The sequence below is a fragment of the Streptomyces zingiberis genome (assembly GCF_012034935.1).
GTDB classification, from domain to species: Bacteria; Actinomycetota; Actinomycetes; order Streptomycetales; family Streptomycetaceae; genus Streptomyces; species Streptomyces zingiberis.
Map to the genome: position 1 here is coordinate 121810 of NZ_JAATEN010000012.1, position 23928 is coordinate 145737.

A 23928-nucleotide genomic window follows, 5' to 3' on the forward strand; every position below is an offset into this window, starting at 1 on the left:
GCGGATCCTGACGGCGTACGGAACTCCGTCATACGGGACCCCGGCGTCTGTTCCCCGCCAGGAGGCGCCGGCCGATCCGGGGGCCGGCCGCAGGAGGACCGGACGAGGTGGCGGCCGGTGGGCGCGCGGCTCGCGGGCAGAGCCGCACCGCGTCAGGTGAACGCCCGCAGCACCGCCCGGGCGGCTCCGGCGACCCCCCGCCAGAGCCACTCGAGGACTCCGGCCGGCAGGGCCAGATCGGCGGCGCCGCCGGCCGCCTTCTCCCGGCGCCGCCCCGCACGGCACCGGGGGCAGGAACGGGGCCAACGGCGCTTGTCCGCACCGCACTTCTCGCAGTTCGTCATGGCGTCAGTCTCGCCCACCGCCCCGCGTCTCCGGATCACCTGTTACAGGACGCGAACGGTACTGTCGCTGGGAGACGGACGGTCCTGCGCCCGCCGGGCCGGGGCTTCCCACCTCCCGGAGCTGCCAGCGCGCTCCCACCCCGGCCCTGAACTCCGGTGGGCCGGGGTGGGAGCGGCCCGGCCGGCGGCCGTCCGTCCCTCCACCGGGGGGGAACCCGCCTCGCTGTCAGCGGCCGCGCAGCTCCCGGTAGCGGGTGACCAGCGCGGCCGTGGAGGCGTCCAGGCCCGGGACGGCCTCGCCCTCGGTGAGCGCCGGTTCCACCCGCTTGGCCAGGACCTTGCCCAGCTCCACCCCCCACTGGTCGAAGGAGTCGATGTCCCAGACGGCGCCCTGGACGAACACCTTGTGCTCGTACAGCGCCACGAGCTGGCCGAGGACCGACGGGCTCAGCTCGGTGGCGAGGATGGTGGTGGTGGGGCGGTTGCCGGGGAAGGTGCGGTGCGGCACCTGCTCGTCCTGAACGCCCTCCCCCGCCACCTCCTCGGCCGTCTTGCCGAAGGCCAGGGCCTGGCCCTGCGCGAACAGGTTGGCCATCAGCAGGTCGTGCTGGCCGGCCGTGCGGTCGTCCAGCTCGTCCACGGGGCGGGCGAAGCCGAGGAGGTCGGCGGGGATCAGCTGGGTCCCCTGGTGCAGCAACTGGTAGTAGGCGTGCTGGCCGTTGGTGCCCGGCGTGCCCCAGACGACGGGGCCGGTGCTCCAGTCGACCGGGCGGCCCGCGCGGTCCACCGACTTGCCGTTGGACTCCATGTCGAGCTGCTGGAGGTAGGCGGTGAACCGCGAGAGGTAGTGGCTGTACGGGAGGACGGCGTGCGACCGGGCGCCGTGGAAACCGCCGTACCAGACGCCGAGCAGGCCGAGCAGCAGCGGGGCGTTCCGCTCCGGGGGCGCGGTGCGGAAGTGCTCGTCCATGAGGTGGAAGCCGGCCAGCATCTCGCGGAAGTGGTCCGGCCCGATCGCGGTCATCAGGGAGAGACCGATCGCCGAGTCGTAGGAGTAACGGCCCCCGACCCAGTCCCAGAACTCGAACATGTTCTCCGGGTCGATGCCGAACTTCCGCACCTCGGAGGCGTTGGTCGACACCGCGACGAAGTGCCGGGCCACCGCCGCCTCGTCACCGCCGAGCCCGGCCAGCAGCCAGGCGCGGGCGGAGGTGGCGTTGGTGATGGTCTCGATGGTGGTGAAGGTCTTGGAGGAGACGACGAAGAGCGTCGTCTCCGGGTCCAGGTCGCGGAGCGCCTCGTGCAGGTCGGCGCCGTCGACGTTGGAGACGAACCGGAACGTCAGCTCCCGCTGGGAGTACGGGCGCAGCGCCTCGTAGGCCATCGCCGGTCCCAGGTCGGAGCCGCCGATGCCGATGTTGACGACGGCGCGGACCGGCTTGCCGGTGTGGCCCCTCCACTCCCCGGAGCGGACCTTGTCCGCGAAGACGGCCATCCGGCCGAGGACGGCGTGCACGGCGGGGACGACGTTCTCCCCGTCCACCTCCACCACGGCGTCGTGCGGGGCGCGCAGCGCGGTGTGCAGCACCGCGCGGCCCTCGGTGTTGTTGATCTTCTCGCCGCGGAACATGGCGTCCCGCAGCCCGGCCACGTCCACCGCCGCCGCGAGGTCCCGCAGCAGCGCGAGCGTCTCGTCGGTCACCAGCTGCTTGGAGTAGTCCAGGCGCAGGTCACCGACGTCGAGGGTGTAGCGCCCGGCGCGCTCCGGGTCGCTCTCGAACAGCTCGCGGAGGTGCGTCTCCCCCAGCTCCTCGCGGTGCCGGGCCAGGGCGGCCCACTCGGGCAGGCGGTTCAGGCGGCCGCGGCCTTCTGCGTTCATCTCGGACATCGACCCACTTCTTCTCGTACGTGCCCCCACTGGCCCACCCAACCTAAAGGATCAGGGGCCGGCGGGGGGTGCCGTCCCGGTGTCCGGGGCGCGAAGGGCCGGTATCAGCACCGGCACCGCCGCGAGGAAGAGCGCCGCGGTCAGCAGGACGGGTGTGTGGGGACCCCACAGGCCCGCGGCCAGGCCGCCCAGGACGGCGCCCAGCGGGGCGCTGCCGGCGGACAGCGTGCGGGAGGCGGCGCTCACCCGCCCGAGCATTCCGGCGGGGCTGCGCTGCTGCATCATCGTCACCTCGGTGACGTTCCAGATCATCCCGGCGACGCCGAAGATCCCCAGTGCCACGACGGCGGCGGCGAGGTGGCGCACCGAACCCAGCACGAGCAGGCAGCCGATCTGCCCCACCATCAGCAGGACGAGGGCGCGGGCCTGGCCGAGCCACCGGGTGACCCGCCCCGCGACGAGCCCTCCGGCGACGCTGCCGGCCCCGTAGGCGGTGAGCACGGCGGCGTAGCCGGACTCCCCCGCCGCCAGCCAGTCCGTCACGTGGACGACGAGCATCGCGATCAGCGCGCCCATCCCCACACTGGCCAGGGCGTCGCCGAGGCAGAGCGACCGCAGGACCCGGTCCCGCCACAGGGCGCCCACCCCCTCGGCGATGTCCCGGCGGAGGGTTCGCCCGCCGGGCCGGGACGGACGGCTCACGGGGGCCCGCAGTGAGGCGACGAGCAACGCCGCCACCAGGTAGGTCAGGGCGTTGAGCAGGTAGGGCGCCCCGGCGTTCAGGGCCAGCACCACCGGGACCAGCGGGGCGGCGGCGAAGCTCGCGGCGAGCTGCTGGCCGGTCATCAGCCGGGCGTTGGCCGAGGAGAGCGCCGGACCCGGGACGACGGTGGGCAGCAGGGCCGTGGCGGCGTTGTCGAAGAGCGTCTGGAGCGTGGTGAGCGCGAAGGCCAGGACGAGCAGCAGGACGATCGCGGCCCGGTCGGCCACCACGGCCACCGCGAAGGCCGCCATCAGCACGGCCCGGGCCACGTCCACCGCCCACATCGCCCGGCGCTGGTCCACCCGGTCCGCGACGGCCCCGCCCACCAGCCCGAAGAGCAGCCAGGGCAGATACCCGCAGGCGGTCACCAGGGAGACGAGCAGCGGATCGTCCGTGAGCCGGACGGCGAGCAGGGGCAGCGCCGCCCCGCGCAGCGCGTCGCCGAACCGGGAGAGCACGGCGGCCGACCACAGCCGCCCGAACCCGCCGCGCCAGGAGGGAGTAACCACCGGGCCGGTCCCGGCACCCCCGGCCGGCTCCGTCTCCAGTCCCGGCCCGGCCCCGCCGCTTCCCGTGTCCGTCGTCATCTCCGCGCTTCCCCTCGCCGTGGTGAGCGGCGGCCGTCCGCCGCTCCGGCTGGAACGTAGCGGGAGGCACCGACACCGGGGATCGGGAAGGTTCCCGATCCCCGGCCTCAGACGGGCGGGGACGCGGACGCGCCGGCCAAGGGCGGAGAGCACCGCATGACGACAGGGGCGGAGCGCGGGACGGGCAGGGGGCGGTGGAGCGGGCGGACACGGGAACCCCGGCGCGCGCGTCCGGGCGCGGCGACCCGGGGCGTGCGGACGACGGCCGCGGTGCGGCTGGTCCGCGGTCCGGGCACGCCCCCGCTGCCGGCCGCGCCCCGCCCCGGGCACGCGTGTGGCCCGGCCGCCGGGGGTCTCCCGGCCGCCGGGCCGTCGTCAGGTGTGGTCGCGCGCGGTCTCAGATCTCGCCGCGGAGCTTGGCCAGCGCCTCGGCGAGGATCGCCTCGCCGTCGGCGTCGCTCCGCCGTTCCCGCACATAGGCGAGATGGGTCTTGTAGGGCTCGGTGCGCGGTGGGTCCGGGGGGTTCTCCCGGTCCTGCCCGGCGGGGAAGCCGCAGCGCGGGCAGTCCCAGACGTCCGGCACCTGTGCGTCGCTGGCGAAGCTGGGCTGGGTCTCGTGCCCGTTCGAGCACCAGAAGGAGATCCGGAGGCGCGGTGCGGACTCGCCGCGCTCGGCCTCCCCCATCGGCCCCGCCCCGACCCGGCTTCCACGGATCGCGTTGCCACTTGCCACGGTCGTAACTCCCTGCGTGATGGTGCTGCGAAGCATCGGTAGGCAGTGCGGCTACCGGGCGCCCCAGTCTATGCAAGGCCCAACGCGCGTCCAGGGGCCGTGGTTACCGAACCAGCCCCTGGAGGACGCACGTCCATGATAAGACGCGGAGACGACGGTGTGTCAGCTGTCGAGCTTCATCAGCACGCCGAGGGCGACGATGCAGGCGAACCAGAACAGGCCGACCACGACGGTGATGCGGTTCAGGTTCCGCTCGGCCACCGAGGACCCGCCGACGGAGGACTGCATGCCGCCGCCGAACATGTCGGACAGACCGCCGCCCTTCCCCTTGTGCATGAGCACCAGCATCATCAGCAGGCAACTGAAGACGATCAGGGCGATCGAGAACCCCATAACCACGGCTGGACCAACTCTCTCGGGCTTGTGACGGCTGTAACGGCTGCGGCGGCCGGGCGGTGCCGGCGCCGGCTGCCCGCCGCGCCGGACCCACCGGGCCGGGGGCCGGGCGGCGGACCGACCGCCTTCCGGCCCCCGACAGAGTACGCCGGAGCACACCCCCCGGCCCACTCCGCGGTCAGCTCACTGCTCGCGGAACCGGACGATCTTGACGAACTCGTCGGCGTCCAGCGCGGCCCCGCCGATCAGGGCGCCGTCGACATCCGGCTGCGCCATGATCGCGGCGACGTTGGAGGACTTCACCGAGCCGCCGTACTGGATGCGGACGCCGTCGGCCAGCTCCTGGTCGTACAGCTCGGCGAGCCGGCCGCGGATGGCGCCGCACACCTCCTGGGCGTCCTCCGGGGTGGCCACCTCACCGGTGCCGATGGCCCACACCGGCTCATAAGCGATCACGACGGAGGCGGCCTGCTCGGCGGGGATGTCCGCGAGGGCCGCGCCGACCTGGGCCAGGGTGTGGGCGACCTGCTCGCCCGCCTTCCGGACCTCCAGTCCCTCGCCGACGCAGAGGATCGGGGTGAGGCCGTGCCGGAAGGCGGCCTTGACCTTGGAGGCGACCACTTCGTCGGTCTCGTGGTGGTACTGGCGGCGCTCGGAGTGGCCCACGGTGACGTAGGAGCACTTCAGCTTGGCCAGCATCGCCCCGGAGATCTCCCCGGTGTAGGCGCCGCCGTCGTGCGCCGAGAGGTCCTGGGCACCGTAGGCGATCCGCAGCCGGTCGCCGTCGACCAGCGTCTGCACCGAGCGGAGATCGGTGAACGGGGGGAGGACGGCGACCTCGACGGCGTCGTAGTCCTTGTCGGCCAGGGCGAAGGCGAGCTTCTGGACGTGCGCGATGGCCTCGAGGTGGTTGAGGTTCATCTTCCAGTTGCCCGCCATCAGCGGGGTGCGGCCGTGGGCGGGAGCGGTCATACGGGGTCAGTCCTCCAGTGCGGCGAGGCCGGGGAGCGTCTTGCCCTCGAGGTATTCGAGGCTGGCGCCACCACCGGTCGAGATGTGGCCGAACGCGTTCTCGTCGAAACCGAGCTGCCGGACGGCGGCGGCCGAGTCCCCGCCGCCGACGACGGAGAAGGCCGGGCTGTCGACCAGCGCCTGGGCGACGGCCCGGGTGCCCTCGGCGAACTCGGGGTGCTCGAAGACGCCCATGGGGCCGTTCCAGAAGACGGTGGCCGCGTCGGCGAGTTTCGAGGCGAACAGCTTGCGGGTCTCCGGGCCGAGGTCCAGACCCTGCAGATCGGCCGGGATGGCCTCGGCGCCGACCACCACCGGGTCCGCCGTGGCCTTGGTGGCCAGGTCCGGGAAGCCGGTCGCGGCGACCACGTCCACGGGGAGCACGAACTCCACCCCGCGCTCCTCGGCCCGGGCCAGGTACTCGCGGACCGCCGGGAGCTGGTCCTCCTGCAGCAGCGAGCCGCCGACCTCGTGGCCCTGCGCCTTGAGGAAGGTGTAGGCCATGCCGCCGCCGACAAGGATGCGGTCGGCCTTCTCCAGCAGATGGCCGATGACGCCGAGCTTGTCGGAGACCTTGGCGCCGCCGAGGACCACGGCGTACGGCCGCCGGACGTCCTCCGTGAGCCGCTTCAACACGCCGACCTCGGTGGTGATGAGGCCGCCCGCGGCGTGCGGCAGGCGCGCCGGGAGGTCGTAGACGGAGGCGTGTTTGCGGTGGACGGCGCCGAAGCCGTCCCCGACGTAGAGGTCGGCGAGGGTGGCCAGCTCGTCGGCGAACGCGCCGCGCTCGGCGTCGTCCTTGCTGGTCTCGCCGGGGTTGAAGCGCAGGTTCTCCAGCAGCGCGACCTGGCCGCCGGCGAGGCCGGCCACGGCGGCCCGGGCGCCGTCGCCCACGGTGTCCGCCGCGAACACCACGTCACGGCCGAGCAGCTCACCGAGGCGGGCCGCCACGGGGGCGAGGGAGAACTTCGGGTCCGGGGCGCCCTTGGGGCGGCCCAGGTGCGAGGCGACGATCACCTTGGCGCCCACCTCGGCGAGCTTCCTGATCGTCGGGAGGACGGCGCGGATCCGGCCGTCGTCGGTGATGGTGGAGCCGTCGAGCGGGACGTTGAGGTCGGCGCGGACGAAGACCCGCTTCCCCGCCGCCGGGAGGTCGTCGATCGTCTTCACGGTGGGACTCCTTGCTGAGCCGTTGGCCGTCTGCTGAGCGGTCGGTTCCGGTGCCGGTGGCTTGCCGAGGCGGCAGGGCCCGCGGCGTGCGCGGGCCCTGCCGCCTCAGGCTGCCGGGCGGTCCGGTCGGCCGGTCAGAGCTTGCCGCCGACGAAGGTGGTCAGGTCCACCAGACGGTTGGAGTAGCCCCACTCGTTGTCGTACCAGCCGACGACCTTGACCTGCTTGCCCTGCGCCATGGTGAGCAGGGAGTCGAAGGTGCAGGACGGCGGGGTGTTGACGATGTCCGTGGAGACGATCGGGTCCTCGGTGTACTCCAGGATGCCCTTGAGCTGGCCCTCGGCGGCCTTCTGGAAGGCGGCGTTGACCTCGTCGCGGGTGACCTCGCGGTCGAGCTCCAGGACGAGGTCGGTGACCGAGCCGGTCGGGACGGGCACGCGCATGGCGATGCCGTCCAGCTTGCCCTTGAGCTGCGGCAGGACCAGGGCGGTGGCCTTCGCGGCGCCGGTGGAGGTCGGGATGATGTTCTCCGCGGCGGCGCGGGCGCGGCGCAGGTCCTTGTGCGGGAAGTCGAGGATGCGCTGGTCGTTGGTGTAGGCGTGGACGGTCGTCATCATGCCCTTGGCGATGCCGAACGCCTCGTCGAGCACCTTGGCCATCGGCGCCACGCAGTTGGTGGTGCAGGAGGCGTTGGAGATGACGTCGTGCTGAGCGGCGTCGTACGTGTCCTGGTTGACGCCCATCACGATGGTGATGTCCTCGTTCTTCGCGGGCGCGGAGATGAGGACCTTCCTGGCGCCGGCCGCGAGGTGCTTGGCGGCGTCGTCGCGCTTGGTGAAGATGCCGGTCGACTCGATGACGATGTCGGCGCCGAGCTCGCCCCACGGCAGGTTCGCCGGGTCGCGCTCCGCCATCGTCTTGAACGTCTTGCCGCCGACGGTGATGGTGTCCTCGGTGTGGCTGACCTCTTCCCGCAGCCGGCCCAGGATGGAGTCGTACTTCAGCAGGTGCACCAGGGTGGCGTTGTCGGTCAGGTCGTTGACACCGACGATCTCGATGTCCGCACCCTGCTCCAGGACGGCCCGGAAGTAGTTGCGGCCGATGCGGCCGAATCCGTTGATGCCTACGCGGATCGTCACGAACCGATCTCCTCGTTGGTACGCCGGTTTCGCGCCGGCGAGCTGTATGGGATGTCCCCGACCTTCTCCGACCCTACCCCTAACAGAGGACGTACGTGACATTGGCGCCGCCCTGCCGCCGCCGTCCCGCCATGCGGACGGGAAGGGGGCGGAGCGCCCCGTAAGACGCGGTAAGACGCGGTAAGACTGCAGTAAAACGCAGTGGGGCGCGGTGAGGCACGGTGGAGCGCGGCCCGGGACGGGCGCGCGGGCGCGCCCGCGGGCCGCGCGCCGCGGCAGCCGGCTGACGGAACGTGACGGGCCGTCGGCTTTCCGGGCCCCGCCGCCCGGTCAGTGGAGCTGGCCGGCCATCTCGCCGGGGAAGTCCTCCGCCATGTCCTCGCTGAGGCCGGCCTCGGTGCCCGGGATGCCCAGGTCCTGGGCGCGCTTGTCGGCCATCGCCAGCAGCCGCCGGATCCGCCCGGCGACCGCGTCCTTCGTCAGCGGCGGGTCGGCCAGGGCGCCCAGCTCCTCCAGCGAGGCCTGCTTGTGCTCCATGCGCAGCCGGCCCGCCGCGGCGAGGTGTTCCGGCACGTCCTCGGCGAGGATCTCCAGCGCCCGCTGCACCCGGGCGCCGGCCGCGACCGCGGCGCGCGCGGAGCGGCGCAGGTTGGCGTCGTCGAAGTTGGCCAGGCGGTTGGCGGTGGCCCGGACCTCCCGCCGCATCCGCCGTTCCTCCCAGGCCAGCACCGACTCGTGGGCGCCGAGCCGCGTCAGCAGAGCGCCGATGGCATCACCGTCACGGACCACGACCCGGTCAACCCCGCGCACCTCGCGGGCCTTGGCGCCGATGGACAGCCGGCGCGCCGCGCCGACCAGGGCGAGCGCCGCCTCCGGGCCGGGACAGGTCACCTCCAGGGAGGAGGAGCGGCCGGGCTCGGTGAGGGATCCGTGCGCCAGGAAGGCGCCGCGCCAGGCGGCCTCGGCGTCACAGGTGGCCCCGGAGACGACCTGCGGCGGCAGTCCGCGGACCGGGCGCCCGCGGCCGTCGACCAGCCCGGTCTGCCGGGCCAGTTGGTCACCGCCCGCCACCACCCGGACGACGTAACGGCTGCCCCGGCGGAGCCCGCCCGGGGCCATGACCACCAGGTCGGAGGCGTGGCCGAAGATCTCCAGGATGTCCTTGCGGAGCCGGCGCGCCGCGATCCCCGTGTCCAGCTCCGCCTCGATCACGATCCGTCCGCTGACCAGGTGCAGGCCGCCCGCGAACCGCAGGGTGGAGGAGACCTCCGACTTCCGGCAGCAGGTCCGGGTGACGGGGAGCCGGGAGATTTCATCCTTCACCGCTGCCGTCATCGCCATGGGCCGATCCTTCCGTGCATCCTGAAAATCCGGTCGTACGCGGCGGCCAGCAGCTCGGGGTCGTGCCGTGCCGAGCCGTCCGGCGTGGCCACCGGCGCCAGTTCGACCGTTCCGCCGAGCCGCTCGGCGGCCTCGGTGAGGGAGTCCCGGTCGGGTACGGCGGCCTCGTCGGCCAGCACCACGTCGAAGGCGAGTTTAGGGGCGTGTCGGGCCAAAACCTCCAAATGACGCTGCGGGGAGAAACCATCGGTCTCCCCGGGCTGCGGCGCGAGGTTCAGCGCGAGCACCCGGCGCGCCTTCGTCTCCGTCAGCGCCTCCAGCAACTCCGGCACCAGCAGATGGGGGATGACGGAGGAGAACCAGGAACCGGGACCGAGCACCACCCAGTCGGCGTCCAGCACCGCCTCCACCGCCTCCGGAACGGCCGGCGGGTCGTTCGGCACGAGGTGCACGGACTGCACCTCGCCGGGGGTGAGCGCGACGGTGGCCTGACCGCGCACCGTCACCACCTCGCCGGGGCGCGCCGGGTCGTGACCGCGCACCAGGGCCTGCAACTCCAGGGGCACCGCCGACATGGGCAGCACCCGGCCGTGCGCCCCCAGCAGCCGGCCGACCCACTCCAGCGCCTGGACGTGGTCGCCGAGCTGCTCCCACAGGGCGACGATGAGCAGATTGCCCACGGCGTGACCGTGCAGTTCACCCTCACTGGTGAACCGGTGCTGGGCGACCCGCGCCCAGGTGCGGCCCCACTCGTCGTCCCCGCAGAGCGCGGCCAGCGCCTTCCGCAGGTCGCCGGGGGGCAGCACGCCCAGTTCCTCGCGGAGCCGGCCGCTGGAGCCGCCGTCGTCGGCGACGGTGACCACGGCCGTGAGGTCACCGGTGATCCGGCGCAGCGCGGCGAGCGAGGCGGCCAGGCCGTGCCCGCCGCCGAGCGCCACGACCTTCGGGTTGGTGCCGCGGCGCCGGGGCGCCCCACCGCGGACGGGAGCCGGGCCGGTGCGCTCCGGCATCAGCCCGCGGACCCGGCCGCCCAGCCGGGAGGCGCCGGCCGGCTGCCGCCGCCCTTTCACTCGCGCCCCATGTCCCGGTGGACCACCACGGTCTCCACCCCGGCGTCGGCCAGGCGGGCGGCGAGCTTCTCCGACATGGCGACCGAGCGGTGCTTGCCGCCGGTGCAGCCGACGGCGACGGTCACATAGCGCTTGCCCTCGCGGCGGTAGCCCGCGGCGATGAGCTGGAGGAGTTCGGTGTAGCGGTCGAGGAACTCCTTGGCCCCCGGCTGGTTGAAGACGTAGCCCGACACCTCCTCGTTGAGGCCGGTGAAGGGGCGCAGCTCCGGCACCCAGTGCGGATTGGGCAGGAAGCGGCAGTCGACGACCAGGTCCGCGTCGACGGGGAGACCGTACTTGTAACCGAAGGACATGACGGTGGCCCGCAGCTCCGGCTCCTCGCCGCCCGCGAACTGGGCGTCCATCTTGGCGCGCAGCTCGTGGACGTTGAGGCCGGAGGTGTCGATCACCAGATCGGCGTCGCCGCGCAGCTCGCGCAGCAGATCCCGTTCGGCCGCGATGCCGTCCACGATGCGGCCCGATCCCTGGAGGGGGTGCGGCCGGCGGACCGACTCGAACCGGCGGACGAGGGCGTCGTCCGAAGCCTCCAGGAAGATCACCCGCCGTCTGACGCTCTTGGCGTCGAGGTCCGCCAGCGACTGGCGGAGGCTGTCGAAGAAGCCCCGGCCGCGGACGTCCACGACGACGGCGATGCGGGCGACGTTCCCCTGTGAGCGGGCCCCGAGGTCCACCATCGTGGGGATCAGCGCCGGCGGGAGGTTGTCCACCACGAACCAGCCGAGGTCCTCCAGGCACTTCGCCGCGGTACTGCGGCCGGCTCCGGACATGCCGGAGATGATGACCAGCTCGGGGATGGCGGCCGTGTCGGCCGGTTCCACCGTCGCGCCCGTACCCACCTGAGTTCCGTCTCCCTCGTGTCCGCTCATCACGCCTGCCCCCGTCTCCCCGGCGGCGAAGTGACCGCCGGCTCGTCCTCTTCCATCATCTCCCCGGTGGCTGTGTTGACCGCCGGTGACGGCGCCGTCGCGGCCAGCGCCGCCGCGACCTGCTCGGCCGTCTTGCGGCCCACGCCGGGGACCTCGCAGAGCTGGTCGACCGTGGCGGCGCGCAGCCGCCGCACCGAGCCGAAGTGCTTGAGCAGCGCCGTACGGCGGGTCTCGCCCAGCCCCGGCACCTCGGCCAGCGGCCCGGCCCGCAGGGCCTTCCCCCGCCGAGTGCGCTGATACGCGATGGCGAAACGGTGCGCCTCGTCCCGGATCCGCTGCAAGAGGTACAGGCCCTCGCTGGTGCGGGACAGCACCACCGGGTCCTCCTCGCCGGGCAGCCAGACCTCCTCCAGCCGCTTGGCCAGGCCGCAGACCGCCACGTCGTCGATCCCCAGCTCGTCCAGCGCGCGGCGGGCCGCGGCGACCTGTGGCCGGCCGCCGTCCACCACGACGAGCTGCGGGGGGTAGGCGAAGCGCCGGGCCCGGCCGGTCTCGGGGTCGCGGGGGCCGTCGCCGCCGGGTTCACCGTCCGGCGCCGCGGGCAGCCCGTCCGGGCCGGGCCCCGGGGACTCCGCCACGGCGGAGGGCACCTCCCCGGCCGTCCCCGCGCCGCGCCCGTCGTCCCGGCCGTCGCCGTCACCATCACCGTCACCGGGGCGGAGGCCGGGGCCGGCCGCCGCCTCGTCGTCCCACTCGCCGGTCCTGATCTTCTCCCGCAGATAGCGGCGGAAGCGGCGGCCGACGACCTCGTGCATGGCGCGCACGTCGTCCTGGCCGGCGAAGCCCTTGATCTGGAAGCGGCGGTACTCGCTCTTGCGGGCGAGGCCGTCCTCGAAGACCACCATCGAGGCGACGACGTCCTCACCCTGGAGGTGGGAGACGTCGAAGCACTCGATCCGCAGGGGCACGGAGTCCAGTGCGAGCGACTCGGCGATCTCCTCCAGGGCGCGGGAGCGGGTGGTGAGGTCCGAGGCGCGCCGGGTCTTGTGCAGGACGAGCGCCTGCTGGGCGTTGCGCCGGACCGTGGCCATCAGGTCCTTCTTGTCGCCGCGCTGGGGTATCCGCAGGTCGACACGGGAGCCGCGGCGGTCGGCGAGCCAGTCGGCGAGCGGGGCGACGGGGTCGGGGAGGGCGGGCACCAGAACCTCCCGGGGGACGCCCTCGCCGCTCTCCTCGCCGTAGAGCTGCTGTAGCGCGTGCTCCACGAGGCCGGCGGTGTCCACGGCCTCCACCTTGTCGGTGACCCAGCCCCGCTGCCCGCGCACGCGCCCGCCCCGCACGTGGAAGATCTGGACGGCGGCCTCCAGCTCGTCCTCCGCGACGGCGACCAGGTCGGCGTCGGTGGCGTCGGCGAGGACCACCGCGTTCTTCTCCATGGCGCGGCGGAGCGCCCCGATGTCGTCGCGGAGGCGGGCGGCCCGCTCGTACTCCATCGCCTCGGCGGCCTCCCCCATCCGCCGCTCCAGCCGGCTGAGGTAGGTGCCGGTGCGGCCGGCCATGAAGTCGCAGAAGTCCTCCGCGAGGGCGCGGTGCTCGGCCGCGTCGACCCGGCCGACGCAGGGGGCGGAGCACTTGCCGATGTAGCCGAGCAGACAGGGGCGGCCGATCTGCCGGGAGCGCTTGAAGACACCCGCCGAGCAAGTCCGCACGGGGAAGACGCGGAGCAGCAGGTCGACGGTCTCACGGATGGCCCAGGCGTGGGCGTAGGGGCCGAAGTACCGCACGCCCTTCCGCTTGGGGCCGCGCATCACCTGCACCCGGGGGTACTCCTCGCCCAGGGTGACCGCGAGGGAGGGGTAGCTCTTGTCGTCCCGGTACTTGACGTTGAACCGGGGGTCGTACTCCTTGATCCAGGAGTACTCGAGCTGCAGCGCCTCGACCTCGGTGGAGACCACCGTCCACTCGACGGAGGCCGCCGTGGTGACCATCGTGCGGGTGCGCGGGTGGAGGCCCGCCAGGTCCTGGAAGTAGGAGGAGAGCCGCTGGCGGAGGCTCTTGGCCTTGCCGACGTAGATGACCCGGCGGTGCTCGTCACGGAATCGGTAGACGCCGGGCGAGTCGGGGATCTGGCCCGGTGCCGGACGGTAACTGCTCGGGTCTGCCATGGCACCACCCTACTGGCGTGGTCGGACACGGTCCGACGCCTCCGGGGCCGGTCGCGCGCCGCGCCCGGCCCGGGCCCGGACGGGGGCCGCGGGGTGATGTGCGGGGGCCGTCCGCCCGCCCGCCACGGCCGTCCCGGCGGGCCGGCCGGCACGCGGTGGCCGGGGAACGGGCAGGGGCGGGGCGGGCCGGAGCAGCCGGAACGACGGCCGGTCCGGCGAGCCGGAGGGGGCGGGGCAGGGGCGGGCCCGGCTCAGCCGCCCGCGGCGCCCTCGCCGACGATCAGCCGTCCCCGCTCCACCGTGAGCGGCACGGCGGGCAGCGGGCGGGTGGCGGGGCCGCGGAGCACCTTGCCCGTGTCCGCGTCGAACGCGCTGCCGTGGCAGGCGCAGTCCGCGTCGGTGCCCTTGACATGGGAGAGGACGCAGAACTTGTGGGTGCAGACGGCGCTGAACGCGTGGTACTCGTCCTGGGCGGGGCGGCTGACCAGTACACGCTGCTCCCGGTAGAGCCGGGCCCCGCCGACCGGCACCTCCCCGGCCGGGCCGAGGTCCACCGGTCCGGGGGAGGTGGACTCCCCCGCGGGGCTGCGGCGCCCGCCGTCACCACAGGCGGTGAGGGCGGCACCGGCACCGGTGAGGGCGGCCCCCCGGAGCAGGACGCGGCGGGAGGCGGTGGGCCGGCTGGGCATGGAACCCCCTGGGCTGGGCGGCGCCGGGCCCGGGCGGACGCTCGGGCGCGACAGGCGCGGCGGGCGTGCGAGTGCGCGGTCCCGGGCGGGGACCCGCGCCGTTCCCTGAAGCCTACCGGCGGGGTGGGCCGCCACCGGCCCGCCCCTCCCGGGCCCGGCGCGCCTGCCGTGGGCGTGCGCTCCGGGTGCGCGCCCCGGTGTGCGCCGCTCCCGGCGCGCCCGGCGGTCCGCGCGGCAGACCTGCCGGTGGCCGCCGGGGACGGGAGGGGACCCGCCCCCGTGGACGGTTCCCCCCGCCACGAGGCAGGATGATGCGATGATCGTCGTAGCCGGTGAAGCCCTCATCGACCTCGTCCCCGCCGTCCCCGCCGTCCCTGCAACCCAGGCAGCCCCCGCGGCCCCCGGGGACGACCTGCCCGCCCTGCTCCCCGCCCTCGGCGGCGGCCCGTTCAACACCGCGCTGGCGCTCGGCCGTCTCGGCTCGCCGGTGACCTTCTGCTCCCGGGTCTCGGAGGACCGTTTCGGCGGGGCGCTGCTGCGCGCGCTGGGAGCCGACGGGGTGGACACCTCACTGGTGCAGCGGGGGGCGGAGCCCACCACGCTGGCCGTCGCCGAGGTCGGCGAGGACGGCTCCGCCGGGTACCGCTTCTACGCGGAAGGCACCGCGGACCGTCTGTTCACCCTCCCCGAGGCGCTGCCGGAGACCACCCGCGCGGTGTCCCTGGGCACCTGCTCGCTGGTGCTGGAGCCCGGCGCGACCGCGTACGAGGCGCTGCTGCGGCGGGAGGCCGGCCGGGGCGTGCTGACCGCGCTCGACCCCAACATCCGCCCCGGGCTGATCCCGGACCACGACGCCTACCGGGAACGGTTCCGCTCCTGGCTGCCCTCGGTGGGGGTGCTGAAGCTCTCCGCGGAGGACGCCGCCTGGCTGGGCGGCACCCCGTCCGACTGGCTGGCGGAGGGGCCGGAGGCCGTGGTGCTCACCCGGGGCGGCGAGGGCCTGACGGTGCTGACCCGGGACGGCGAGGTCTCGGTGGAGGCCGAGCCGGTGCGGGTGGTCGACACCATCGGGGCCGGGGACACCGTGACCGCAGCGCTGCTGCACCGGCTGGGTGAGCACGGGGCGCTCGCGCCGGGGGCGCCGGGGAGCCTCACCCCGGGCGCCTGGCGGGACGTCCTGGCGTTCGCGGCCCGGGCGGCGGCGCTGACCTGCTCCCGGGCCGGTGCCCGGCCCCCGTACGCGGCGGAGCTGGCGGCGGCCCCGCGGTGACCCGTCCGTGCCCGGCCCTCTCACCGATGAACCGGTGAAGGGGCCGGGCGCGGAGGGTTCGCGCACCGGTGGCGGCGGCCGCCGGCACGTCAGCCGCGCACCGCGGCCTTCCGGCGGCCGCCGGAGCGCTTGCGGACGGCGGGCGCGGGGGCGTCGCTCACCGGGCCGAGGATGTCCCGCAGGAACTTCCCCGTGTGGCTGGCGGGTTCCGCGGCGACCTGCTCGGGGGTGCCCTCGGCGACCACCAGGCCCCCGCCGTCACCGCCCTCGGGCCCCATGTCGACGAGCCAGTCCGCGGTCTTGATCACATCGAGGTTGTGCTCGATGACGATCACCGTGTTGCCCTTGTCGACCAGCCCCGACAGCACCGAGATCAGCTTGCTGATGTCCTCGAAGTGCAGCCCGGTGGTGGGCTCGTCGAGGACGTAGACGGTGCGGCCGGTGGAGCGCTTCTGCAGCTCGCTGGAGAGCTTCACCCGCTGCGCCTCGCCGCCGGAGAGGGTCGGCGCAGGCTGGCCGAGGCGGACGTAGCCCAGCCCCACCTCGTCGAGCGTGCGCAGATGGCGGGCGATGGCCGGGACGGCCTCGAAGAAGTCCAGCGCCTCCTCGATCGGCATGTCGAGCACCTCGGCGATCGACTTCCCCTTGTAGTGGACCTCCAGCGTCTCCCGGTTGTAGCGCGCGCCGTGGCACACCTCGCAGGGGACGTAGACGTCCGGCAGGAAGTTCATCTCGATCTTGATGGTGCCGTCGCCCGAGCAGTTCTCGCAGCGCCCGCCCTTGACGTTGAAGGAGAACCGGCCGGGCAGGTAGCCGCGGACCTTGGCCTCCGTGGTCTCCGCGAAGAGCCTGCGCACATGGTCGAAGACGCCCGTGTACGTGGCCGGGTTGGAGCGGGGGGTGCGGCCGATGGGCGACTGGTCCACATGGACGACCTTGTCGACGAGGCCGTCCCCGGCGACCCGCGTGTGGCGGCCGGGCACCGTGCGCGCGCCGTTCAGCTCCCGCGCCAGGTGGGTGTAGAGGATGTCGTTGACCAGCGTGGACTTACCGGAGCCGGAGACGCCGGTGACGGCGGTGAGCACCCCCAGCGGGAAGGCCACGTCGATGTCCCGGAGGTTGTGCTCCCGGGCACCGTGCACCACGAGCTGCCGGTCGGGGTCGGTCTCGCGGCGCGCGTCCGGGACGGGGATGGACCGCTTGCCGGAGAGGTACCGGCCCGTCATCGACTCCTCGTTGGCCAGCAGCTCCGCCAGCGGACCGCTGTGCACCACACGGCCGCCGTGCTCACCGGCGCCGGGCCCGATGTCCACCACCCAGTCGGAGGTGCGGATGGTGTCCTCGTCGTGCTCGACGACGATGAGGGTGTTGCCGAGGTCACGCAGCCGGACGAGGGTCTCGATCAGCCGGTGGTTGTCGCGCTGGTGGAGGCCGATGGACGGCTCGTCCAGCACGTAGAGCACGCCGACCAGCCCGGAGCCGATCTGGGTGGCGAGCCGGATGCGCTGCGCCTCGCCACCGGAGAGGGTGCCCGCGGCCCGGTTGAGGGAGAGGTAGTCCAGGCCGACGTCGACCAGGAAGCGCAGCCGCTCGTTGACCTCCTTCAGCACCCGTTCGGCGATCTTCTTCTCGCGGCTGGTGAGCTTCAGCTCGCGGAGGAACTCCGCGCAGTCGCTGATCGACATGGCGGAGACGTCGGCGATGGAGCGGCCGTGCACGGTGACGGCCAGGACGATCGGCTTGAGGCGGGCGCCCTGGCAGGTCGGGCAGGGCACCTGCCGCATGTAGCCCTCGAACCGCTCCCGGCTGCTGTCCGTCTCGGCCTCGCCGTGGCGGCGGCGGACGTAGGGCACCACGCCCTCGAAGGCGGTGGTGTAGGCCCGCTCCCGGCCGTAGCGGTTGCGGTAGCGCACCTCGATCCGGGTGCGGTGGCCGTGGAGCAGCGCCTTCTTCGCCCGCTGCGGCAGCCCGGCCCAGGGGATGTCGGTACGGAAGCCGAGGGCCTCGGCGAGGGCGTTGACCAGCCGGCCGAAGTACTCCTTGTTGTGCCCCGCCGACCAGGGGTGCAGGGCGCCCTCGTCGAGGGAGCGCTCCTCGTCCGGGACGATCAGCTCCGGGTCGACCTCCATGCGGGTGCCGATGCCCGTGCAGTCCGGACAGGCGCCGAAGGGCGAGTTGAAGGAGAAGGAACGGGGTTCCAGCTCCTCGAAGGAGAGGTCGTCGTAGGGGCAGTACAGGTGCTCGGAGTACATCCGCTCGCGCTCGGGATCGTCCTCGGGGAGGTCGACGAAGTCGAGCACGACCATGCCGCCGGAGAGCCCGAGCGCGGTCTCGACCGAGTCCGTCAGCCGCCGCTTGGCGCCGGGCTTGACCGTGAGGCGGTCGATCACCACCTCGATGGTGTGCTTCTCCTGCTTCTTCAGCTTCGGCGGTTCGCTGAGCTGGATCGTCGCGCCGTCCACCCGGGCCCGGCTGTACCCCTTGGTCTGCAGGTCGGAGAAGAGATCCGCGAACTCGCCCTTGCGCTCCCGCACCAGCGGGGAGAGCACCTGGAAACGGCTGCCCTCGGGGAGCCGCAGCACCTTGTCGACGACGGCCTGCGGCGACTGCCGGCTGATCGGGCGCCCGCACTGCGGGCAGTGCGGCTTGCCGATCCGGGCGAAGAGCAGCCGGAGGTAGTCGTAGACCTCGGTGATGGTGCCGACCGTGGAGCGGGGGTTGCGCGACGTGGACTTCTGGTCGATGGAGACCGCCGGCGAGAGACCCTCGATGAAGTCGACGTCGGGCTTGTCCATCTGCCCGAGGAACTGCCGGGCGTAGGAGGAGAGCGACTCGACGTAGCGGCGCTGCCCCTCCGCGAAGATCGTGTCGAACGCGAGGGAGGACTTGCCCGAGCCCGAGAGCCCGGTGAAGACGATCAGGGAGTCTCGGGGCAGGTCGAGGGAGACGTTCTTGAGGTTGTGCTCGCGAGCGCCACGGACGATGAGACGGTCGGCCACGCCGGGGTGCACCTTTCTTGAGAACCGGACGGGGGGCGGTGCGGAGCCCCGGACCCAGGGTATGGGGCGCGCCGCGACAGTGTCCGCGCTACGGGACACGTCTCCGGGCCGGCACCGAGCTTATCGCACGTATTTTCGATTCCATCCTCTCCGCCGCCACCGCTCCCCCGTCTTCCCCGCTCTCCGGGCGTCACCAGGCCCGCCACAGGCCCCCGGCCCGGCTCGCCGCCGCCACCACGGCGGCACGCCCCCTCTTCCGTGACGATAACGCCGGGGTCCGACAACCGATTCCGGCCGCCGCCCCGGACGGTACGGAACGCGAGGGGCGGAGCACCCGGCGTGACCGTTGCGCGGAAGCGCGTGGGCGGGTGCGGCGCGGAAGGGGGCGGGCGGGACCGGACCGCGAGCCGCCGCGGAACGGGAGGAGGGGCGGGACCGGACGCGGCACCGGGACGCCGGCCGGAGAGCCACGCCGGCCGAGGGCCGGGGAGTGCCGCGGCCGGCCGGAGCGCCGAAGGCCCGGCCCCTCCCCCCGCCTGGCGTCCCCTCCTGCCGTCCGTTCCTGCCGCCCGTTCCCGCCGCCGGCCCCTGCCGCCGGCTCGTCCCGGCTCACCGGCCCGGGGCCGGCCCGGCCCCCGCCGCGGAGCCCGCGCCCCCGGCCGCCGCCACTAGGCTGGCGCCATGACCTACAGCGGAACGGTGAAGGTCGGCGGACCGGCCGACGTGCACGAACTGACGGACCTGATGATCTCCAAGGTGGCCGTCGGCCCGATGGAGAACAACGCGTATCTGCTCCGCTGCCGGGCCACCGACGCGCAGCTGCTGATCGACGCCGCAGCCGAACCGGGCACCCTGCTGCGGCTCATCGGTGACGGCGGTCTCACGGGTGTCGTCACCACGCACCGGCACGGCGACCACTGGCAGGCGCTGGCCGAGGTGGTCGAGGCCACCGGGGCGCGCACCTACGCCGGCCGCTACGACGCGGCGGGCATCCCCGTCTCCACGGATGTCCTGGTGGAGGACGGGGACACCGTCCACTTCGGCCGGATCGCGCTCACCGCCCGCCATCTGACCGGCCACACCCCCGGCTCCATCGCCCTGGTCTACGACGACCCGCACGGCCACCCGCACGCCTTCACCGGCGACTGCCTCTTCCCGGGCGGGGTCGGCAACACCAACAAGGATCCGGAGGCGTTCGCGAGCCTCCTGGCGGACGTGGAGACCAAGCTCTTCGGCGCCCTGCCGGACGAGACCTGGGTCTACCCCGGGCACGGCCGGGACACCACGCTGGGCGCCGAGCGCCCGCAGCTGCCCGAGTGGCGCGCCCGCGGCTGGTGACGGACACGGCCCCGCCGGGGCCCCGCGGCTCGCGGGACCCCGGCGGGAACGGCGCGGTCAGGCGCCGGTGCGGTCCTTCTCCGGGGAGCCGGACGGGCCGCCCTCCGGGCCGGACCCCTCCCCGCCCTCGCGGGAGGAGGCGTAGAGGCTGGTCACGGTGGTGATGGCCAGCACGGCGACGATCACCCCCAGGGACACCGGGGTGCTGATCTCCGGGACGTGCACCCCGGACTCGTGCAGGGCGTGCAGCAGCAGCTTGACGCCGATGAAACCGAGGATGATCGACAGCCCGTAGGAGAGGTGGACCAGCTTCTTCAGCAGGCCGCCGATGAGGAAGTACAGCTGCCGCAGCCCCATCAGCGCGAAGGCGTTGGCGGTGAAGACGATGTACGGGTCCTTGGTGAGACCGAAGATCGCGGGGATCGAGTCCAGCGCGAAGAGCAGGTCCGTGGTGCCGAGGGCCAGCACCACCACGAACATCGGCGTGATCAGCCGCTTGCCGTGCTCCCGGACGAAGAGCCGGGTGCCGTGCCAGGTGGAGGTGGAGGGGACCCGTGTCTCGATCGCCTTCAGCAGCTTGCTCTCCTCGTACTCCTCGTCCTGCTCCTCCTTGCGGGCGTCCTGGATCAGCTTCCAGGCCGTGTAGATCAGGAACGCGCCGAAGATGTAGAAGATCCAGGAGAAGGAGGCGATGAGGGCCGCCCCGGCGGCGATGAAGCCCGCGCGCATGACCAGCGCGATGAGCACGCCGATCATCAGCACCCGCTGCTGGTAGATGCTGGGCACCGCGAACTTCGCCATGATCAGGACGAAGACGAAGAGGTTGTCGACGCTCAGGGACTTCTCGGTGATGTACCCGGCGAAGAACTCACCGGCCGGCGTCCCCCCGCCGGTGAGGTACAGACCGAGCCCGAACAGCGCGGCGAGCACGATCCAGACGACCGTCCAGATGCCCGCCTCACGGATCGAGACGTCGTGGGGCTTGCGGCCGATGAAGAAGTCCACCGCGATGAGGACGGACAGGCCGACCACGGTCAGGATCCAGAGATTCAGCGATACGTCCACGGCGCTCCTCGTGCTGCGGTCCGGGCCGGTTCCCGGGGTTCCGGCGGCTCCGGAGTCCGGGGCTTGCACAGCAAGGTGCCCCAGTACACCGCAGCAGCGTACCCATTGGGCAAAGAAAGGTAAAAATCTCCTGGTCACCGGGGGTGCGCATCGGGGCACGCCGGGGCGCGGGGGCCGGTTCAGCGCCCCCAGGCGCGGCGGGCCTCGGCCACCTGGCGGAGCACCTGGACCAGCACCCGGCTCCCCGCCGGGACCAGCGCAGGCTCATAGGTCCAGGCGTGCCCGACCCAGGGGTCGGCGAGATGGTCGTCGGGGACGGGTGTGATCCGCAGCAGCGAACGCCACAGCGGGTCGAGCAGCGGACCGTAGGCACGGGCGTCCTCGCGGTCGGCCACCATCAGCAGATGCACCCCGACGGCCGGGCCCTCGTCGGCCAGGTAGCGGAGCCGGGTGACGGCCCGGTCGTCGAACCCGTGCGGGAAGTCGTTGACCAGCAGCAGGTGTTCGCCGGCGGCGAGATCCGGCGGGAGGGCGTCGGGCGCGCCGCCCCGGACGGCCATGTGCAGCAGGTCCACCCGGCGCGTCAGCTCCGAGAGCACCGCGGTGACCCCGGCGGCGCCCGCGGCCGGCGGGCCGGGCAGCGCGCCGGACTCCAGCAGCGGGGCGAGGGAGGCGGCGGCGGAGCCGGCCGGGTCGAGGACGTGGAGGGTGTAGTCCCCGGGCTGGTGGACGGCGAGCAGCCGGGCGGCGAGGGCGACCGCGGCCTCGGCGGCGGCGCGCCGTGTCCCGCCGGGACCGGCGGCCAGGTCCGCGGTGGTGCCCGTACGCCCGCCGTCGATCCACAGACCGGTCTCCAGGGGCAGCCGTACGAGCAGCGGGATCCGCAGCTCCGGCCGCTCGGGGAGGTGCAGGTCGCCCAGGCGGAGCGCCATCGGGTTCTCCATCGGCACCCGGTAGCCGTGCCATACGGGGTTGTCCCAGCGGGCGAAGGCGGGCGGCAGGGCCGGCTCCACCACCTCCGACTCGGCGGTCAGCTGCGCCAGGTCACGGTCGAGCACGGCGCGGGCCCGGGTCACGAGCGCCGCGTGCCGGGCCTCCGCCTCGGCGCGGGCCCGCCCGGCCGTCCCCCCGGTCCGGGAGCGGGGGTCGGCCAGCGCCTGGCCGAGCTCCCGCTCACGGCGGGCATCGGCGAAGGACACCGCGGAGCGGTAGGCGGCCACGGCCCGGGCCAGATCCTCGAACATGCCGCGAACCTGGTTGTAGAGGCGTTCCTCCGGGGTCCACCCCTCGGCGTCCCCGGCGACGGGCCGCGGCGGGCCGGCGGGCGGGTCCTGTTGCGGTGACCGCTGTGGAGCCTGCTGCGAAGCCTGCTGCGGTGATGGCGGTCCCGCCGCGGTGGGACCGCCGGCCCGGCCCGGGTGCCGGTAGTCCACGCGGCCACCGCCGGCCGGGAGCGGCTGGGGTGGTGCGGACGGCTCGGACGCCTGCCCGGACGGGGCGGCTGGAGGGACGGCCGCCATCGGCGGAGCGGCCGGTGGCGGAGCCGTGGCGGGCGCCGGCTCGCCGGGCCGCGGAGGGGGGGCCACGGCCGCCGGGGTTCCGTCACCGGCCGTCCGGGAGGCGGTGGCGTGGCGCGGGACCGGGGCGGCGGCCTCGTGAGCGGCGGCGGCCAGCGCGCCGGCGCCCTCGGCGAGTCCCTGGTCGCGCAGGAGTCCGGCGAGACCGCCGGTGTAGCCCTGGCCCACGGCGCGGACCCGCCAGGCGCCCTGCCGCCGGTAGAACTCCAGGGCGGCGACAGCGGTCTCGGGGCCGAGGCCGGTGAGGGTGAAGCTCACCAGCTCGGCGGCGCCGGGGCCGTGGACCGCGGTGAACGGGGCGGCCGTCGCGCCGAACCGGTCCGGCCCGGCCGCCCCGGCGGCCAGGGCGAGCGCGACGGTCACCCGGTGGACGGTCTCGTCCAGCGCGCCGAGGTCCACGGTCAGCCGGTGGCTCGCCGCGGCCCGCCCGGGCACCTCCAGGCCGGGGCGGCGCGGGGCGCCGGGGTGGACGACGCCGTCCGGGCCGGCGACGTGGCCCCGGGCGTCCGCGAGGAGGATCCCGGCCAGGACCGGGTCACCGGTGGAGACCGTGATCTCCAGGCGGGTCTCCGTCAGCGGATGGTTCTGCCCGCGGACCAGCTCGGCCGTCATCCTGCGTCCCCCTCGGTGCGTCACTCCTGCTGCGCGCCGGCGCGCCCGCCCGCGGCGGGACCGGGGCGCGGCGGCACGGAACCGGCCGGACCCGCCCGGCGCCCCCCGTGCCGGGGCGCGCCGGGCGGGTCACCGGGCCGGGTCGTCACAGATGCGGGACGATCGCCGGCATCAGGTCCTGGAAGGTGCGGCCGTTGGCGGGGGTGCCGAGGGCGGTCATCGTCCAGCCGCCGCCGGTCCGGTGGACCTTGGCCATGATCTGGGCGGTGTACTGCCCGCCGCCGGTCAGGGTGTACCGCGCCATCTCCTGGCCCGTGGTCTCGTCGACCAGGCGGCAGAAGGCGTTCTCCACCTCGGCGAAGGTCTGCCCGGTGAAGGAGTTGACGGTGAAGACGATCTGGTCGACGTGGACCGGGACGCGCTGGAGGTCGACGAGGACGGCCTCGTCGTCCCCGCCCTGGCCGGCGCCGCCGACCAGGTTGTCACCGGTGTGCCGCACGGAGCCGTCGTCGCTGACGAGGTGGCGGAAGAAGACCACGTCCACCGGCTGCTCACCGGCGAAGAGCACCGCGGAGGCGTCCAGGTCGATCTCCTTGGTGCGCTTGCCGAAGAGTCCCCGGCGCGGGGCGGCCTTCCAGCCCAGGCCCATGCGCACCGAGCTCAGCGCTCCGCCGCCGGACTTCTCGAGGCTGATGCCCTGGCCCTTGGACAAGTTGACGGTCACGCGCTGTCCCCTCTCGAAACCTGGAAGCCGCCGGTGTTCCCGGGGTGAGGTGAACCCTACGCAGTGCCACCGACAGCGCCGCCGCCCGGTCGCGCTTTGTGTCGTTCTTGCAACACAATCC

General features: G+C 73.9%; 19 protein-coding genes. 2 read left to right on the top strand and 17 right to left on the bottom strand.

Annotated elements, in window-relative coordinates:
• Positions 1–152: 152 nt before the first annotated feature.
• From HCK00_RS16860 to HCK00_RS16920, 13 genes are all read right to left on the bottom strand, one after another.
• Positions 153–344 carry a hypothetical protein gene (locus HCK00_RS16860; RefSeq protein ID WP_168102790.1) on the bottom strand — a complete coding sequence of 64 codons (192 nt, stop codon included), beginning with the start codon at positions 342–344 and terminating at the stop codon, positions 153–155.
• Positions 345–570: 226 nt separating this feature from the next.
• Positions 571–2223 (bottom strand): glucose-6-phosphate isomerase, encoded by a 1653-nt coding sequence (gene pgi / locus HCK00_RS16865; protein WP_168102841.1) that lies wholly within the window; start codon positions 2221–2223, stop codon positions 571–573.
• A 60-nt stretch (positions 2224–2283) separates the two neighbouring features.
• Positions 2284–3582, bottom strand: coding sequence for an MFS transporter (locus HCK00_RS16870; RefSeq protein WP_168102791.1), 1299 nt, complete (start codon positions 3580–3582; stop codon positions 2284–2286).
• 397 nt (positions 3583–3979) lie between these two features.
• The gene (locus HCK00_RS16875) at positions 3980–4315 is read right to left on the bottom strand and encodes an RNA polymerase-binding protein RbpA (protein WP_168102792.1); all 336 of its coding nucleotides are present in this window, start codon (positions 4313–4315) and stop codon (positions 3980–3982) included.
• 162 nt (positions 4316–4477) lie between these two features.
• Positions 4478–4708 carry a preprotein translocase subunit SecG gene (secG, locus tag HCK00_RS16880; protein WP_168102793.1) on the bottom strand — a complete coding sequence of 77 codons (231 nt, stop codon included), beginning with the start codon at positions 4706–4708 and terminating at the stop codon, positions 4478–4480.
• Positions 4709–4894: 186 nt separating this feature from the next.
• Entirely contained in the window at positions 4895–5683 is a 789-nt protein-coding gene (tpiA, locus tag HCK00_RS16885; RefSeq protein WP_168102794.1) for a triose-phosphate isomerase, read from the bottom strand.
• Positions 5684–5689: 6 nt separating this feature from the next.
• Complete coding sequence (locus HCK00_RS16890) at positions 5690–6892, bottom strand: phosphoglycerate kinase (RefSeq protein ID WP_168102795.1); 1203 nt, start codon at positions 6890–6892, stop codon at positions 5690–5692.
• A gap of 134 nt (positions 6893–7026) precedes the next feature.
• Positions 7027–8031 (bottom strand): type I glyceraldehyde-3-phosphate dehydrogenase, encoded by a 1005-nt coding sequence (gene gap, locus HCK00_RS16895; RefSeq protein ID WP_168102796.1) that lies wholly within the window; start codon positions 8029–8031, stop codon positions 7027–7029.
• A gap of 330 nt (positions 8032–8361) precedes the next feature.
• Positions 8362–9372 carry a DNA-binding protein WhiA gene (gene whiA / locus HCK00_RS16900; RefSeq protein WP_168102797.1) on the bottom strand — a complete coding sequence of 337 codons (1011 nt, stop codon included), beginning with the start codon at positions 9370–9372 and terminating at the stop codon, positions 8362–8364.
• Positions 9363–10382 (bottom strand): gluconeogenesis factor YvcK family protein, encoded by a 1020-nt coding sequence (locus HCK00_RS16905; RefSeq protein ID WP_168102842.1) that lies wholly within the window; start codon positions 10380–10382, stop codon positions 9363–9365. The genes whiA and HCK00_RS16905 overlap by 10 nt, the downstream gene beginning before the upstream one ends.
• 56 nt (positions 10383–10438) lie before the next feature.
• Positions 10439–11368: an RNase adapter RapZ gene (gene rapZ / locus HCK00_RS16910; protein ID WP_168102798.1), complete on the bottom strand. Its 930-nt coding sequence runs from the start codon at positions 11366–11368 to the stop codon at positions 10439–10441.
• On the bottom strand, positions 11368–13533 hold the full coding sequence (gene uvrC, locus HCK00_RS16915) for an excinuclease ABC subunit UvrC (protein ID WP_168102799.1): 2166 nt from the start codon (positions 13531–13533) through the stop codon (positions 11368–11370). Before uvrC ends, rapZ begins: the two co-directional genes overlap by 1 nt.
• 251 nt (positions 13534–13784) lie before the next feature.
• Positions 13785–14222: a QcrA and Rieske domain-containing protein gene (locus HCK00_RS16920; RefSeq protein ID WP_168102800.1), complete on the bottom strand. Its 438-nt coding sequence runs from the start codon at positions 14220–14222 to the stop codon at positions 13785–13787.
• Positions 14223–14538: 316 nt separating this feature from the next.
• Here HCK00_RS16920 and HCK00_RS16925 point away from each other — a divergent pair, with 316 nt between their 5' ends.
• On the top strand, positions 14539–15492 hold the full coding sequence (locus tag HCK00_RS16925; protein ID WP_168102801.1) for a carbohydrate kinase family protein: 954 nt from the start codon (positions 14539–14541) through the stop codon (positions 15490–15492).
• An 89-nt stretch (positions 15493–15581) separates the two neighbouring features.
• Here the strand turns inward: HCK00_RS16925 and uvrA are convergent, their stop codons facing one another.
• A complete protein-coding gene (gene uvrA / locus HCK00_RS16930) occupies positions 15582–18491 on the bottom strand; it encodes an excinuclease ABC subunit UvrA (RefSeq protein ID WP_168102802.1) in 2910 nt (969 codons plus the stop codon).
• Between the two features lie 681 nt (positions 18492–19172).
• On the opposite strand from uvrA, the gene HCK00_RS16935 reads away from it, so the two are divergent.
• Positions 19173–19829 (top strand): MBL fold metallo-hydrolase, encoded by a 657-nt coding sequence (locus HCK00_RS16935; protein ID WP_168102803.1) that lies wholly within the window; start codon positions 19173–19175, stop codon positions 19827–19829.
• A gap of 57 nt (positions 19830–19886) precedes the next feature.
• Here HCK00_RS16935 and HCK00_RS16940 read toward each other — a convergent pair whose 3' ends face one another.
• From HCK00_RS16940 to HCK00_RS16950, 3 genes are all read right to left on the bottom strand, one after another.
• Positions 19887–20894: a TerC family protein gene (locus tag HCK00_RS16940; protein ID WP_168102804.1), complete on the bottom strand. Its 1008-nt coding sequence runs from the start codon at positions 20892–20894 to the stop codon at positions 19887–19889.
• A gap of 179 nt (positions 20895–21073) precedes the next feature.
• Entirely contained in the window at positions 21074–23083 is a 2010-nt protein-coding gene (locus tag HCK00_RS16945; RefSeq protein WP_168102805.1) for a TerD family protein, read from the bottom strand.
• Between the two features lie 145 nt (positions 23084–23228).
• A complete protein-coding gene (locus HCK00_RS16950) occupies positions 23229–23807 on the bottom strand; it encodes a TerD family protein (RefSeq protein WP_168102806.1) in 579 nt (192 codons plus the stop codon).
• Between the last annotated feature and the right edge of the window lie 121 nt (positions 23808–23928).

Bases quoted from the DNA above. Each gene is read 5' to 3' on its own strand.
- rapZ (WP_168102798.1), bottom strand. From the start codon at position 11,368: ATGAGCGGACACGAGGGAGACGGAACTCAGGTGGGTACGGGCGCGACG.
- HCK00_RS16935 (WP_168102803.1), top strand. From the start codon at position 19,173: ATGACCTACAGCGGAACGGTGAAGGTCGGCGGACCGGCCGACGTGCAC.
- whiA (WP_168102797.1), bottom strand. From the start codon at position 9,372: ATGGCGATGACGGCAGCGGTGAAGGATGAAATCTCCCGGCTCCCCGTC.
- tpiA (WP_168102794.1), bottom strand. From the start codon at position 5,683: ATGACCGCTCCCGCCCACGGCCGCACCCCGCTGATGGCGGGCAACTGG.
- HCK00_RS16860 (WP_168102790.1), bottom strand. From the start codon at position 344: ATGACGAACTGCGAGAAGTGCGGTGCGGACAAGCGCCGTTGGCCCCGT.
- uvrC (WP_168102799.1), bottom strand. From the start codon at position 13,533: ATGGCAGACCCGAGCAGTTACCGTCCGGCACCGGGCCAGATCCCCGAC.
- HCK00_RS16920 (WP_168102800.1), bottom strand. From the start codon at position 14,222: ATGCCCAGCCGGCCCACCGCCTCCCGCCGCGTCCTGCTCCGGGGGGCC.
- HCK00_RS16925 (WP_168102801.1), top strand. From the start codon at position 14,539: ATGATCGTCGTAGCCGGTGAAGCCCTCATCGACCTCGTCCCCGCCGTC.
- HCK00_RS16870 (WP_168102791.1), bottom strand. From the start codon at position 3,582: ATGACGACGGACACGGGAAGCGGCGGGGCCGGGCCGGGACTGGAGACG.
- HCK00_RS16945 (WP_168102805.1), bottom strand. From the start codon at position 23,083: ATGACGGCCGAGCTGGTCCGCGGGCAGAACCATCCGCTGACGGAGACC.
- pgi (WP_168102841.1), bottom strand. From the start codon at position 2,223: ATGAACGCAGAAGGCCGCGGCCGCCTGAACCGCCTGCCCGAGTGGGCC.
- secG (WP_168102793.1), bottom strand. From the start codon at position 4,708: ATGGGGTTCTCGATCGCCCTGATCGTCTTCAGTTGCCTGCTGATGATG.
- HCK00_RS16905 (WP_168102842.1), bottom strand. From the start codon at position 10,382: ATGCCGGAGCGCACCGGCCCGGCTCCCGTCCGCGGTGGGGCGCCCCGG.